At 63.5% G+C, this 13,812-nt stretch carries 11 protein-coding genes; 6 read left to right on the plus strand and 5 right to left on the minus strand.

All coding sequences use genetic code 11. The features are described 5' to 3' along the window. The first annotated feature begins 76 nt into the window (after positions 1-76). The 4 genes from IPP90_03430 to IPP90_03445 are packed head-to-tail and all read left to right on the plus strand — an operon-like array spanning position 77 to position 2,548. Positions 77-643 (plus strand): PepSY domain-containing protein, encoded by a 567-nt coding sequence (locus IPP90_03430; GenBank protein ID MBL0169771.1) that lies wholly within the window; start codon positions 77-79, stop codon positions 641-643. Then, complete coding sequence (locus tag IPP90_03435) at positions 643-1,377, plus strand: peptidylprolyl isomerase (protein MBL0169772.1); 735 nt, start codon at positions 643-645, stop codon at positions 1,375-1,377. Before IPP90_03430 ends, IPP90_03435 begins: the two co-directional genes overlap by 1 nt. After that, positions 1,314-2,117: an MBL fold metallo-hydrolase gene (locus IPP90_03440; GenBank protein MBL0169773.1), complete on the plus strand. Its 804-nt coding sequence runs from the start codon at positions 1,314-1,316 to the stop codon at positions 2,115-2,117. The genes IPP90_03435 and IPP90_03440 overlap by 64 nt, the downstream gene beginning before the upstream one ends. Beyond that, complete coding sequence (locus IPP90_03445) at positions 2,114-2,548, plus strand: hypothetical protein (protein ID MBL0169774.1); 435 nt, start codon at positions 2,114-2,116, stop codon at positions 2,546-2,548. The genes IPP90_03440 and IPP90_03445 overlap by 4 nt, the downstream gene beginning before the upstream one ends. A gap of 34 nt (positions 2,549-2,582) precedes the next feature. Here IPP90_03445 and IPP90_03450 read toward each other — a convergent pair whose 3' ends face one another. Next, positions 2,583-3,425: a Fumble domain-containing protein gene (locus IPP90_03450; GenBank protein ID MBL0169775.1), complete on the minus strand. Its 843-nt coding sequence runs from the start codon at positions 3,423-3,425 to the stop codon at positions 2,583-2,585. Between the two features lie 230 nt (positions 3,426-3,655). Here IPP90_03450 and IPP90_03455 point away from each other — a divergent pair, with 230 nt between their 5' ends. After that, positions 3,656-7,375 (plus strand): TonB-dependent receptor, encoded by a 3,720-nt coding sequence (locus IPP90_03455; protein ID MBL0169776.1) that lies wholly within the window; start codon positions 3,656-3,658, stop codon positions 7,373-7,375. Between the two features lie 26 nt (positions 7,376-7,401). Next, complete coding sequence (locus IPP90_03460) at positions 7,402-8,877, plus strand: hypothetical protein (protein MBL0169777.1); 1,476 nt, start codon at positions 7,402-7,404, stop codon at positions 8,875-8,877. Positions 8,878-9,056: 179 nt separating this feature from the next. Here the strand turns inward: IPP90_03460 and IPP90_03465 are convergent, their stop codons facing one another. The 4 genes from IPP90_03465 to IPP90_03480 form a co-directional block, all read right to left on the minus strand. Further along, a complete protein-coding gene (locus IPP90_03465) occupies positions 9,057-9,443 on the minus strand; it encodes a hypothetical protein (GenBank protein MBL0169778.1) in 387 nt (128 codons plus the stop codon). Between the two features lie 37 nt (positions 9,444-9,480). After that, complete coding sequence (locus IPP90_03470; GenBank protein MBL0169779.1) at positions 9,481-9,906, minus strand: RidA family protein; 426 nt, start codon at positions 9,904-9,906, stop codon at positions 9,481-9,483. A 158-nt stretch (positions 9,907-10,064) separates the two neighbouring features. Beyond that, positions 10,065-13,268: a glycoside hydrolase gene (locus tag IPP90_03475; GenBank protein ID MBL0169780.1), complete on the minus strand. Its 3,204-nt coding sequence runs from the start codon at positions 13,266-13,268 to the stop codon at positions 10,065-10,067. Positions 13,269-13,412: 144 nt separating this feature from the next. Beyond that, complete coding sequence (locus IPP90_03480) at positions 13,413-13,790, minus strand: hypothetical protein (GenBank protein MBL0169781.1); 378 nt, start codon at positions 13,788-13,790, stop codon at positions 13,413-13,415. Positions 13,791-13,812: the final 22 nt, after the last annotated feature.

Here is a 13,812-nt window from a genome sequence, read left to right on the forward strand (position 1 = left end):
AGCCCACACTTTCGCGCTGCGCGATATTCGCGACACCATTTGTGCTGTGTCGTTGAACCCGCCCCCTTCGCGCGTCATGCCCACTCCTGCCTTTTGGCGACAGTGGCACCGGTGGATCGGTGCCCCGGCCGCTCTGTTCCTGCTGTTCGTATCCGTCACCGGCGTCCTGGTGGCTGGCACCGAATTCTTCGGTGCCGATGAGGCGCTGCGTGAAGCCAATCGGGAAGTGGTGAGCGCGGTTCGTACCGACACGCCAATCGCCGAGTGGACCGTGACGCTGGCCACCGCCATGAAGACGGCCGCGGCACAGGCCCCCGGCGCGCCGGTGGACCGTGTCTCCATCGAACTCAAGGGCCAGTCGCCAACCATTGCGGTGTACGTGGGCAAGCCGGCCGGTGGTGAGGACAAGCGGCTGCTGTTCGATGCCCGATCGGGAGCATTTCTTCGCGCGGAGGACTACGTGGACAAACCGCTCATTCATCGCATCCATAGCGGTGAGGCCTTTGGCGACGGCGGACTGGTCGTGTCGATGGTCTGGGGGCTCGCGCTGTTGGCCCTCACGCTCACCGGCCTTCTGCTGTATTGGCGGCTGATGAACGTCGATCGCCCGGATCGCGTGGGCCTCAAACGGTTCTTCTTCTGATGACTACACGCATCGCGACCGCCTGCACCTCGGCGCTGCTGCTGGTCAGCTGTCATCAGCAGGGCGTGACGTCGGCCGCACAATCGCGCCCGTCGGGCATGGTCCCCATCGTGATCAGCACGGAACGCGGGGATATTTCCGTGTCGCTGGACAGCGCCCACGCGCCGGTCACGGTAACGAATTTCCTGCGTTACGTGGATCGCGGCGCGTTCACCGATGGTCGCTTTCACCGCACGGTCACGCGGGAGAATCAGCCGCGCGACACCGTGCGCATCGAAGTCATTCAGGGCAGCGCGAGAACGACGCGCCCCGACTCGAGCTTCCCCGCCGTGGTCCTCGAGCGAACCAGTGTCACCGGACTGCGTCATCTGGATGGCACCATCTCGATGGCCCGTGGTGGTCCGAATAGCGCGACCTCCAGTTTCTTCATCACCATTGGGACGCAACCGTCACTGGACGAGGGCGGCCACCGGAATCTTGACGGACAGGGATTTGCCGCGTTTGGTCGGGTGACCGCCGGTATGGAACTGGTGCGCGCCATTCAGCAGTCGCCGCACACCGAGCAGAATCTCACGCCGCCGATTGCCATTCGTAGCGTTCGCCGACTGTACCCGAAACGGACTGCCGATCCCGCGCAGCGGGCCTTGCCCTCACGGCCTTTCCGCGCCTCGTGCCGCTGGCCCCAAACGTCTACGGATACGAGGAAATTCGTCAGCCCGGCTTCACCACGGTGAGCCTCATTGTCGTCGGGAAAAGCGGGGTGTTGATAGCCGACGGTCAGGGAAGTCCGGCGGCCACCCAGACGATGCTCGATCGTATCAAGTCCATCACACCGCTGCCCATCAAATGGTACGTGGTGGGGTCCGATCACGGTGATCATACCGCTGGGAACAGCGTGCTACCGCCTGGCATCACGTACGTCGTGCACCCCACGTCACTGGCGCAACTCAAGCGCGACTCGGCCGGCGCGCCGGCCAACCGACGCGTGATCGTCCCGTCGGTCGCGATGACGGGCGATCACGAGACCATCGATGTGGGCACGATGAAGGTCGACGTGCGCTTTCTGGGTCGCGCCCATACCGGAGGCGACCTGATGGTGTACCTGCCGGCAACCAAGATTCTGTTCATGAGCGAGGCGTATCTCAATCGTGTGTTCCCCGCCATGCGTTCGGCCTATCCCAGCGAATGGGTGAAGACGGTGGATCGCGCCCTCGCCATGAACGCGTCGCGCTATGTGCCCGGGCACGGGTTCATCGAAGACCCGGCCACGTCGCGCGAGGAACTGGTGACGTTTCGCGAGTCGTTGCGCGCCGTCATCGCCGAAGTCACGCGACTGCGCGCGTTGGGCCTGTCGGCCGACGACGCGGTGAAGCAGGCGCAGTGGGGCCCGTATGCCGGTTGGTTTCTGGCCGACCAGCAGGCACCGGTTGCGGTCCGCAAGGTGTATGAAGAACTCGCCGGGACACTCAAATGACCATGCAATTCCCTTTCCGCGCCGTCTTTGCGTGCGCAAGTGTCTGTCTTCTCGCGATCGTGCCTACGGCGCAGGCGCAGAAGCTCACCAAGATCGGCGCAACGTCGGTTGGCACACCGGTGATGCTCGAAGCGCGATCGGTGACACGTGCCGGCGACGTCGTCACCGCCACCGTGCGCGCGGTGCTGCAGCCGCCCATGAAGTCACCCAAGGGCGACTACCGCAGCACACGATCGGTCGCGCTCTTCAACTGCGCCGAGCAGACGGTGGCGACGAAAGAGCGGTGGTTTTACTACGACGAGAAGGGTACGAAGGAAGCCCGGCATGACAAGCCGGGGATTCCGGGCTTCGGTCCAACCATCAAGGGGTCGCTGGCCGATGTCGCCTTGGTGTACCTCTGTACGGCGGGCGGCAAGTCGGGGGCGCGGTAGCGCGTATCAGCGCATGACGGTTTCGCACAGACCCCTACATCCCTTCAGCCACCAGGAGTGCGCCCGTGGCCGTCGCATAGCCCCCGAACTCCGGCACCTGCAGCGTCGCACCGTAGAATTGCCCCACCAGTCGGAACGTCTCGCGAACACTGGACAGGTCCGACAGATGTCCGACAATCACGATGTGCTCCTGCTGCGTGGCGCGCGCCGCGTTGATGGCGATGATGGCAATCACCTGCCCCACCATGTTCACCAGGGCCGCCGCCGTATCGGCCGGCGTGGCGGCCATCGGCTCACGCGCCACACGCCCGAAGTTCACGGCCGTGGTGTCGGGTGGCAGTGACCCGATGGCGCCACCAAGAATCTCGCCGATGGTGAGATTGAGTTCGGTTGGACTCCCGACGAGTGCCAGCTGGTCCAGGACATGCGGGTCGGTGATGTCGAGCAACATGCGCCCCAGACCCACCAGAGTACCGCCGCCAACCCCGGTACCGGTCACGTGACGGGCTCCGTCAGGTCCGGCGACCACGACTGCCGTCCCTGACCCTGCGCTGGTCACCACCGCGCGATCGAGGCCAGCCAGCGCGAGGCCGCCACGGCCGATCGCCTGCACTTCATCGACGCGATGCACGGTGCGTTCGTCGATCGCGGTTGGGAGTCGTTCGCGATTGCCGCCGGTCACCGCGATCCACCCGACGTCACGTGGTGACAATCCGCCGTGCGCCAGCACCTCTCGCACACGCCGTTCGTCTGGCTGTCCGCGGCTTGGCACATTCCATCGACGAAGCGCGGCGCCAGTCCTGACGACCACGTCCGTGTTGCTGGCACCGAAGTCGATGGCGACCACGGAGCGATTCATGGCGATCGGCGAACTCATGCACAACGCTGCCGCCGGTACCACGTCTCCGCAAGCAGCGCGCTCAAGGCCGGCGTGGCCGGAACCTTTGACGTCATGGCAGCGTATTGACCTCGTTTCGTGCCGTCCGCGACGCATGACGCGCTCTGCCGTGCGCTTCCTTGCTGACTGAACGATTGTGCGGCACTCGCTGTCCAATGCTGTGCTCGTCCCGCGCTCCCCCTTCCGCTCCGGGAACTGATCAACTGCCTATGCGTCCACTATTCGGGATTCTCCTGTCTGTGCTGTGCCTCGTCGTCCTGCCAGAGCAACTGGCCGCACAGGTTGACGTCATTCGCGGCAAGGTCACCAGCGCCGACGGAGCGCCCTTGAGTGGCGTGCGGATCACCGCCACGTCGATTCCCGGCAATGTCACGCGCACCGCGCGCACCGACAGTCGGGGCAGCTTTCAGATTGCGTTTCCCGGTGGCCAGGGCGACTACATGATGGGCTACGCGCTGGTCGGGTACGCCTTTCGTCAGTTCGAGATCAAGCGAACCGTGGACGAAGACGTGCTCGTTGCCGACACGCGACTCCAGCCCATGCAGCTGGACACGGTGGTCACCACCGCACCCGTGCAGCAGCGGGTGAGCCGCTACAATGCCGCGACACCCGATGTGAGTGGCACCGAGCGTCAGGTCCCTTCCAATGCACTGCCACCGGAGTTGCAGGGAAATCTCGCGGCCATCGCGGCGTCACTGCCGGGCGTGACCCTCGTCCCGGGCACGGACGGGGGAGCCGACGGCTTCTCGGTGCTGGGACTCGGTGCCGATGCGAACACGACCACGCTCAACGGCCTCACCTTCGGCGCCAACGGGTTGCCGCGCGACGCTGCCGTGTCGTCATCGCTCACCACGTCGCCATTCGATCCGTCGCGCGGTGGGTTCAGCGGTGGCAATCTCAATCTGCGCTCCGGGTCCGGTTCGAACTTCCTGAATCGCGGCATGAGCATCGTCACCAACACGCCACAGCTGCAGTGGACCGATCGTGCCGCGCAAGCGCTGGGCACGGAATTCACCAACATCTCCATCGGTGGCCTGACCTCTGGACCGATCAAGCTGAACAAGGCGTTCTACAATGTGTCGTATCAGTTTGACCACAATACGCGCGCCAACCAGACGTTGCTCAATACGGGCGCCTTGGGGCTGCAAACGGCTGGCGTGGCACAAGACTCGGTGACGCGATTCCTTGGCATTCTCGATCAACGCGGCATTCCGCGATTCGCCGGCCCCGATCGACAGAGTCGGTTCAACAAAAATGGCAGTCTGTTCGGCAGCATCGACATCCAGCCACCCAATGCCGTCAATGGCGACTCGTACAGCATCGCGTTCAACGGCAACTTCGGCAAACAGAGTCCGGTGGGCGGCGGTGCCACCCAACTGGCGTCGAGCAGCGGCGATCGCGTCAACTGGGGCGGCGGCGCGCAACTGCGCACCAATCGGTACTTCGGGCTCATTCTCAGCGAGTCGTCCGTGGGATTGAACATCGCCCGCAACTATGGCGAGGCCTATCTCGACCTGCCCTCCGGACGCGTGCGCGTCAATTCGATTCTTGAGAACGGGGCCAGTGGCGTGCAAAGCCTCGGCTTCGGCGGAAATCAGGGATTGTTCGGAGCGTCGCGCACGGTCGGTGCCACGGCCCAGAACACGCTCTCGTGGTTTGATGATGCCAACAAGCACCGCGTCAAGCTCACCACGGAGTTGCAGTACAATGGCTCGCAGCAGAATCTCGCCAACAACCTGCTGGGCAGCTTCTCGTACAATTCGCTGGCCGATTTCGAGGCCGGACGCCCTGCCTCGTTTACGCGACAACTCACGGCGCGCCAGCGCACCACGGGCCAGTACACGGGCGCCGTCGCGTTGGGTGACTCCTGGCGGCGCACACCCAACGTGCAAATCCAGTACGGCATTCGCGTGGAGAACACGCAATACGGCCAACGCCCCCAGTACAACGCTGATGTGTCGCGACTGTTCGATCGCCGCAATGATCGGGTGCCGACCCCGATTGCCATCAGCCCGCGTATCGGATTTTCCTGGACCCTGGGGACATCGAACGATATCGCGGCGTTCACGGGCGGCTTTCGCGCGCCACGCGCCGTGATTCGCGGCGGCATCGGTGTGTTCGCCAATGGTTCGGCCGGCGGACAGCTGGGCAGCGCACTGGACAACACGGGACTTGCCTCCGGGGTGCAGCAACTCGTCTGCAGTGGCGATGCGGTGCCGGTTCCCGATTGGAGTGGCTATTCGAACAATCGCTCCGCCATCCCCGAGCGCTGTGCCGATGGCACCAACGGCACCGTGTTCGCCAATGCCTCGCCCAATGTGGTGCTGTTTGCCAGGCATTTCGCGCCGCAACGTTCCGTACGATCGAATCTGTCGTGGCAGGGGCCCATTCTCGATGCACGCTATTCGTTGAACGCCGAAGGGACCTGGGCCCTCAATCTCAATCAGCAGCAAACGGTCGACCTGAACTTCCGCGCTGACCGGCAGTTCGGTCTCGACCTTGAGAGTGGTCGTCCGGTATACGTCGCGTCCACCAGCATCGATCCGATCACCGGAGCGATTGCCTCGCGCGATGCCCGCATCTCGTCGCTGTTCAATCGCGTGAGCGAACTGCGTTCGGATATCCGGTCAACCACGTCGCAGCTTCAACTGCGCCTTTCGCCGATCCAGCGCACACCAGCGCACTTCGGATGGAGCGCCGCGTATACCCTCACCTATGTTCGCGAACAGGTGCCGGGCTTTCAAAGCACGGCTGGCAATCCGTTGGGATCGGAGTGGGCCGTCTCCACGACAGGGCCCCACCAGCTCAGTTACAACCTGCGCTACAACTTCTTCGATTACATCACGGTCAACTGGAACGGGCAGTTCCGATCGGGCAATGCGTTCACACCCACGGTGGCGGGCGATATCAACGGCGACGGGTACTCCAACGACCGCGCCTTCATCTACGACCCGAGTGCGGTGGGTGACGCGGCGCTGGCCAGTGGATTGCAGCAGCTCTTCTCCACGCTGCCTGGGAGTACGCGTTCGTGTCTCGACCGGCAGCTCGGCCGGGTGGCCGAGCGCAACAGCTGCCGAGGCCCGTGGAGTTCGAGTGCCTCCATGACCATCACGTTGGATCGCGCGAAGTTCAGGATGCCGCAGCGCGCATCACTGAACTTTTCATTGTCCAATCCATTGGGCGCTGCCGACCTCGCTTTGAATGGGTCGGGCAACCTCAAAGGGTGGGGGCAGAGTCCGTTCCCCGATCAGTCGTTGTTTTATGTGCGCGGATTCGATCCGATCACCCGGCGCTACAAGTACGAGGTGAACCAGCGATTCGGACAGACCAGGCCGCAGTTCCTGACCCTGCGGTCGCCGGTGACGATGACCGTATCGATGAGAATCGACCTGGGCCCCACGCGTGAACGCCAGACCATCACGCAGCAACTCCGCGCCGGTCGTCAGACACCGGGAACGCGCATCAACGAGGCCAACTTCCGGCAGTTCGGCACGAATAGCGTGCTCAATCCGATGACGCAGATCATTCGGCAACAGGATTCGTTGCGCCTCACCTCGGTGCAAGCCGATAGCATTGCCTCCATGAATCGCCGCTACACCTATCGCACGGATTCGTTGTGGACGCCGGTGGCGCAATATCTCGCATCGCTTCCCGAGCGGTATCAACTTGATCAGGCCTTTGATCGCTACCTGCGTGCGCGAAGGGCGCAGGTGGACCTGTTGATCGGCACCGTCAAGGCGGTGTCCGACCTGCTCACCGCCGAGCAGAAGCGCAAACTCCCGTCGCAGATCACCAATTCGCTCGATCCGCGCTATCTCAATCAGATTCGCGAAGGCAGCGGCATCTACGTGTCGAGTGGCGGTGGTGGATTCGGCGGCTTCGGCGGTTTCGGCGGGCCTCCTGAAGGATTCGTGGTCCTGAGTCGCTGATGCATTCCTTCATCTTTCCTCGCCCAATGCGACGCATCCTCGTCGGTACGTGCCTGGCGTTCGTGTCGTCGTCCGTGGTGACCGCGCAGGCTGGCGCACCGGCGGTGGCGCCACCCCTCCCGGGTCCCGCCGTCCGGCGCATCGAGAGCGCGCAGGCGATCAGCAAGGAACCGCTGGGCGCCATTACCAATGTGCGCCATCTCTCCGACGGTCGTGTCCTGCTGAACGACGGCACCCGTCGTCGACTGCTCATGCTCGACAGCACCCTCACGCAGGTCACCGTCGTCCTCGACTCGCTGACCGAGGTGCAGAACGCGTATGGCACACGCGCCGGTGCGATGTTGGCTTATCGCGGTGACTCGACGGTGTTCATCGATCCGGCAACATTGGCGATGCTGTTTCTCGACGGTGCAGGCAACATCGTGCGCGTGCGAGCCGTGCCGCGCGCACAGGATATCAATGGAATCACCAATCCTGCCTTTCAGGCCGGTGTGCCGGGGTTCGATGCCCGTGGGCGTTTTATTTACCGGATTGCCGCCACGGCCGCGCCGCCGGCCGTCGCGCCGCCGCCCGGAATGCCGTACTTCCCCTCACCGCCAGACTCGGCGTTCGTGGTCGCTGTCAATCTCGATTCGCGAAAATCCGACACACTGGGCGTCGTGCGCATCCCCAGACAGGTGTACTCCCTGCGCATGGATCAGGAGTTCGGCTTCAGTATCAACATGGTCCCCAATCCGCTGCCACTCACCGATGACTGGGCGCTGCTGAGTGAAGGCTCCGTCGCGTTCCTTCGAGGGATCGACTATCGCGTGGACTTTCGTGCGCCCGACGGCACCCTCACGTCGTCGGACAAGCTGCCGTTTCCCTGGGTTCGCCTGACCGAAGACGACAAGGTCCGCTTCGCTGATTCGGCGAAGGCCGTGCAAATCAAGAATGCACAAACGGACTTTGCCACGCAGATGGTGGCATGGTCGAACCTGTTGAACAAACCGTATCCGGCCACGTTTACGCCGCCCGAAGGCTACGTGCCACCTGCCGGTTTGCCGAAGGACTGGATTCTGCCCAAGGGCGTGTCGTTTCCAGGCAATTACGTGCCGGCGTGCCCGCCCGGAACCCCACCGCCCGCACCAAGCGGGACCGGGCCGCCCAGTTGCACGCAGACGTACTTCAGCGAGATGTACGGCAGCGGCTACACGCCGCCCGCCCCCACGTACCGGGCGCCGACACTGGTCCGACCGCGTGACTTGCCCGATTACAAACCGCCTGTGGGAACCTCAGCGGTTCGCGCGGACGCTGACGGCAACCTCTGGGTGCGCACCATTCTGATGCGTCCGTCGCCAGGCGGCGTGATTTACGACCTCATCAACCGAAAGGGCGAGTTGTTTGATCGCATCCAGTTGCCCACTGGCTATCAACTGGTGGGTTTCGGGCAGGGGAAACTGGTGTACCTCAGCAACCGCGATGCGACCGGGCTGCATTTGTCGCGGGTGCGGCTTAAGTAGACGGGAGACGGGAGACGGCAAGACGGGAGACGGGAGACGGCAAAACGGGAGACATCCGTTGCCGGACGTCTCCCGTTTTAGTACCTGGTACCCGGTACTTAGTACTTGGTACTTGGTACTTGGTACTTGGTACTTGGTACTTGGTACTTAGTACTTAGTACTTGGTACTTAGTACTCAGCTACTTCTTTCTCGTCGCCACGAACGGGAATCCACCCATACCGGCCGCCTCGATCGTGCCGCCCAGATTGTCCGCGTCCTTGAGCGCGCCGATCACCTGCAGCGACAGCTGCTGGCCGCCCATGTCGATGCCGAAGCTGACCTTGATCGAATCGCCCTTCACCATGCCGGACACCGGCGCGTTGCCGATTTCGGACTGGAATTCACCGGAAATCGTGTCGCCGGTCTGCTTGAGCGTCAGCATCGAGTTCATTGGCCCCTGCGGGCCTTCCACGGTCACATTCCACGCGCCGCTGAAATCAGCAAGGATGCGTTGAGCAGTTGCGGTCGCGGCGCCGAAAAACAGGGCGGCCACGACGGACAGGCGAGCGATACGTTGTCTGGTCATGGGCAGTTCTGGAGAGTGGGAATACAGGCTGATGCGATCAGCCGGGACGACGAGCAACAAGCTCGATTTCAACCTCTGCGCCGAGTGGAAGTCCGGCGACAGCGACGGTCGTGCGTGCAGGATATGGTGCCGTGAACCGTTCTTTGTAGGCCTGGTTCATGGCGGCAAAATTCGCCATGTCCGTAAGATAGACGTTGCACTTTACCACGTCATCCATGGTCAGTCCGGCATCCTCCAGAACCAACTGGAGGTTGTCGAAGGCGCGGTGAGTCTGGGCTTCGACATCCCCTGATACCAACTGGCCCGTGCCGGGGTCCACCGGCGTCTGGCCGGACAGGAAAAGCTGACGTCCCGACCAGACAGCGTGGGAGTACGGCCCGAGCGCCGCCGGGCCCCGCGGACTGGCAGCCGCCTTGCGGGCAGACGCCTTTGGGGGCTTGGGCGTGGCAGGTTTACGAGGCATTGGCAGACTCCTGAGATCGGCTTGGCGCCGGAGTGATTGGTGCTTTTGGCCGTGAGGTCGGGAGCCGTGTGGCCGTACGCCGCCAGCGACTCCCGGGTTGCAGATACCGAAGCTTACAGCAATACGGGGTTCGTTGCCGTCCGGGCCCGCTCCTCCCGTCAGTCCGGCATCGAGACGGTGGGTTGCCCGGCAGCCTTCCGTTTGGCGTTGAACGCGGCAATTCCGGCACGCGCCGCGCTCCATTCCGGCATCACCGCCGCGGCCTGCTTACGTGCCGCCGCACACGCGGCAATCTGTACCGCCGTCGGCGCAAAGTCGGCGGCCTGCATCCCCATCGCCGCCGCCAACAACATATTGCTGACGGTCTCCAGTGACGGTGCCTGCGCCGCACCACCGCCAGGTCCGCGACGACGACCGCGCGCCCGTTGCGGCGAGCCCGAGGGGGAGAGCGGCTCCAACTTCGCCTTCAGCGCATCCACATCGGCGCCGCCCAGTTTCTCCAGCTGCTGCATCACCCCGCGCGCCTGACCGAACGCTTGGTGGGCGTCCACCGCTCCGTTGTACATCTCCATCGACAGCGAGTTGAGCTGCGCGAGGCCGACCGCCGACGTCTTGAGGCGCGGGTCGAGCTTCAGCGTGATGGGTTGCGTGTACCGCTGCCCATCGACCGTCAATCGCACGGTATAGCTGCCCGCCGGCGCCCACGGGGCGTTGACCAACGGATAGGTGTGGCGCGGCACGGCCCCCTGCGCTTCGTCGTCACCCACCGGCACGAGATCGAGCGGATCGACCGGATCGAGATGCAGGTCCCAACTGAAGCGGTGCATGCCCGACTTGGCCGAAACGACGATGGGCTGCGCGGGCCAATACAGCGGCAACCCGCAGAACGGCGCCGACGGCGTCTTCTGACACACCTTGTCGTAGGCGACCGGATCGAGCGCCGGATGCGGATTGAGCACCGAGTCCCGACTGGTGTACGTGCGCACCACGCGCCCGGCCGAATTCAGGATTTCCAACGACACCGGTGCGCTGGCATCTTTGGCGAGGTAATAGTCGATGACACCACCCGGCAGCGGATTCTCACCGGCTGGCAATTCCGGTGGCCAGGGGGTCGGTTCGTTGGTGCCAAAGCGCACGCGCACCGCGGTGGCCGGCTTGAACAGATACGTCTTGCTGGCATTCTTTGCCGCAAGCGCCAACGCGGCCTGACGCAACGGCGTGACGTTGTCGAGAATCCAGAAGCCGCGACCATGCGTGGCGGCGATCAGGTCGGAACACAGACACGTACTGTCGTCCTTGACCTGGATATCGCGCACCGAAATGGGCGGCATGTCGTTTTTCAGCGACTGCCAGTGATCGCCGTCATCGAACGACACCCACACCTGCAAATCGGTCGCGGCATACAACAGCCCCTTCACCCGCGGATCTTCACGAATCGCGTTGGATACCGCGCCTGCCGCGATCCCGGTGTTGATTTCGGTCCAGGTCGCACCGCCATCATGCGTGCGATAGAAGTGCGGATTGAGATCATCGAGTCGCAGCGTGTTGGCCGCAGCGTACGCCGTCTGCGAATCAAAGTGACCCGCCTCAATATTGAAAATACGAGTCCACGGCTTGATGCTGCCGGGCGTGACATTCTTCCACGAGGTGCCGCCGTTCATCGTGGTTTGAATGGTGCCGTCATCGGTGCCGGTCCAGATGATGCCGAGTGACCGCGGCGAGGCCGACAGCGCGGTGATGGCGCCCATGGGTCCCGGCGTGACGCTGCTGGCGTACTTGCCGGCGGTGGCGGGTACCGCCCATGTCTGACGCGTGAGGTCCGGGCTGATGCGCGTCCAGCTGTGGGCGCGATCGGTCGACTTCCACACCGCGTTGGACGCGTAGTACAGCGTGGTATTGTCAACCGGCGACCACAGGATGGGCATTGTACGCACATTGCGATTATAGCGCTCGCCCTTGGGGCCGATCTCGCTCATGTCCGGCCCCACTTGCGTGGTTTGCGCCGTGCGACGGTCGTACAAGGACACGCCACTGCGCTGACTGCCGAACACCTTGTCCGGATCCTTCGGATCGGACGCGGCAATGCCGTATTCCTGGATGTTGACCGGATGCCAATCGTGGAAGGAAATACGCCCGTCCATGGAACGACTATCCACGCACGCTGACCCCGAATCCTGCTGTCCACCGCACACGCGATACGGAAAGTTCATGTCGGTGGACACATGGTACATCGCCGCGGTGGGCTGGTTGTACCAGTTGCTCCAGCTGACACCGCGATTGGCCGACACCACACCACCCTGATCGGCCACGGCCAGAATGATGTCGGGATTGAGCGGGTTGATCCACGTCTTCTGGTAGTCATCGCCACCTGGTGCACCGCGAATGGCCGACCAATTCAATCCCGCGTCTTCGGTGCGCCAGAACACGGTCGAGGAACTGTACACAACTTTTTCGTTGGTGGGATCAACCACAATGGTGGGCAGATCTCCGCCGCCGATGCGCGCCAGCGGACGCGGGTCGGGCGTGCCGCGCGCACCGGGCTCGGTGGCGTGCGCCACGACCTGCCAATGCTCACCGGCATCGGTGGACTTGTAGAAACCCACGGGCCCTGACGCGCCCGGCGGGCCGCTGGTGGCCGCGCCCGCGGCCATGGCGTAGAGCGTGCGCGGATTGCTGGGCGCCAGCGCGATGTTGGCCTGCAAGATGTTGGGCAGCCCGTCAGTGAGCGGCTTCCAGGTGGCACCGCCATCGATGGACTTGAAGATGCCGTTGCCACCACCACCAAACCCTTGGCCTTCAATGAAACTCTGCTGCTGTTGCCACAGCGTGGCATAGACGATGTTCGGATTGGACGGATCGATCCGCACATCGTTGCCACTGGTGTACTCGTCCTTGTACAGCACGCGCTGGAACGACTTGCCGCCATCCAGCGAACGGAAGATGCCACGCTCGGTGTTCGGTCCGTACGGATGCCCCAACACCGCGACAAACAACCGATTGGCATCCTTGGGATCGACGTCGATATGCGCGATCATCTGCGATTCGCGCAGACCCAGGTGCGTCCACGTCTTGCCGGCGTCGACGGACTTGTACATGCCGTCACCGACGGCGAGATCAGGCCGAATGATGCCGGCACCCGATCCGACGTAGATGGTTCTCGGATCGGACGGCGCCACCGCGATCGCGCCGATGGATCCCGTGGCCTGCTGATCGAAGATGGGCTCCCAGTTCGAGCCGTAATCAGTGGACCGCCACACGCCACCGTTATCAAAACCGATGTAAAACACACTCGGCTGCGTGGGAACGCCCGAGAGCGCGCGAGCGCGACCGGCGCGGAGTGGGCCGATCTGGCGCCAGTGCATGGCGGACCAGAGATCGGGGGTCTGGGCGTGGCTGACAACGGGCGCCGCAACCACTAGCGCAGCAAACAGGAACCGGCGAATCACTGGAAACTCCGAGGGCGGAAGGTTGGAGATAACCTACCGCCTCCATCCGCATTCGCGAGCCTACGGGTTCCGCGTCCCGGTAAACGTGGCCGTACCCTGTCCGGCCAGATCGACGACACCCTTCATGTTGTCTTTGTCGACCACGATCCCGATGAAGCGGAGCTCCACTTCCCCGCCCTTGAGCGCGAAGTTGATGGAATCCTTCTTGACGGTGCCTTCGATGGGGCGGAGACCCATGCGGGCGGATTCGTACGTGCCGGTGAGTTTTTCGCCTTCCTGCTTGAGGACGACGGCCGGGGTGCCGGTGCCGTTTTCCGTGACCACGGCAAAGGTCCACTTGCCGGTGACGTCAACCAGGATGCGCTGCGCGACCGCGGACACGGCGGTGAGTGCGGAAGCAACAATGGCGATGGCGGCGATGCGATGAGAGCGAGTCATGGGATGGTGAGGAGAATGGGGG

It is taken from the genome of Gemmatimonadaceae bacterium (genome assembly GCA_016720905.1).
Taxonomy (GTDB): domain Bacteria; phylum Gemmatimonadota; class Gemmatimonadetes; order Gemmatimonadales; family Gemmatimonadaceae; genus Gemmatimonas.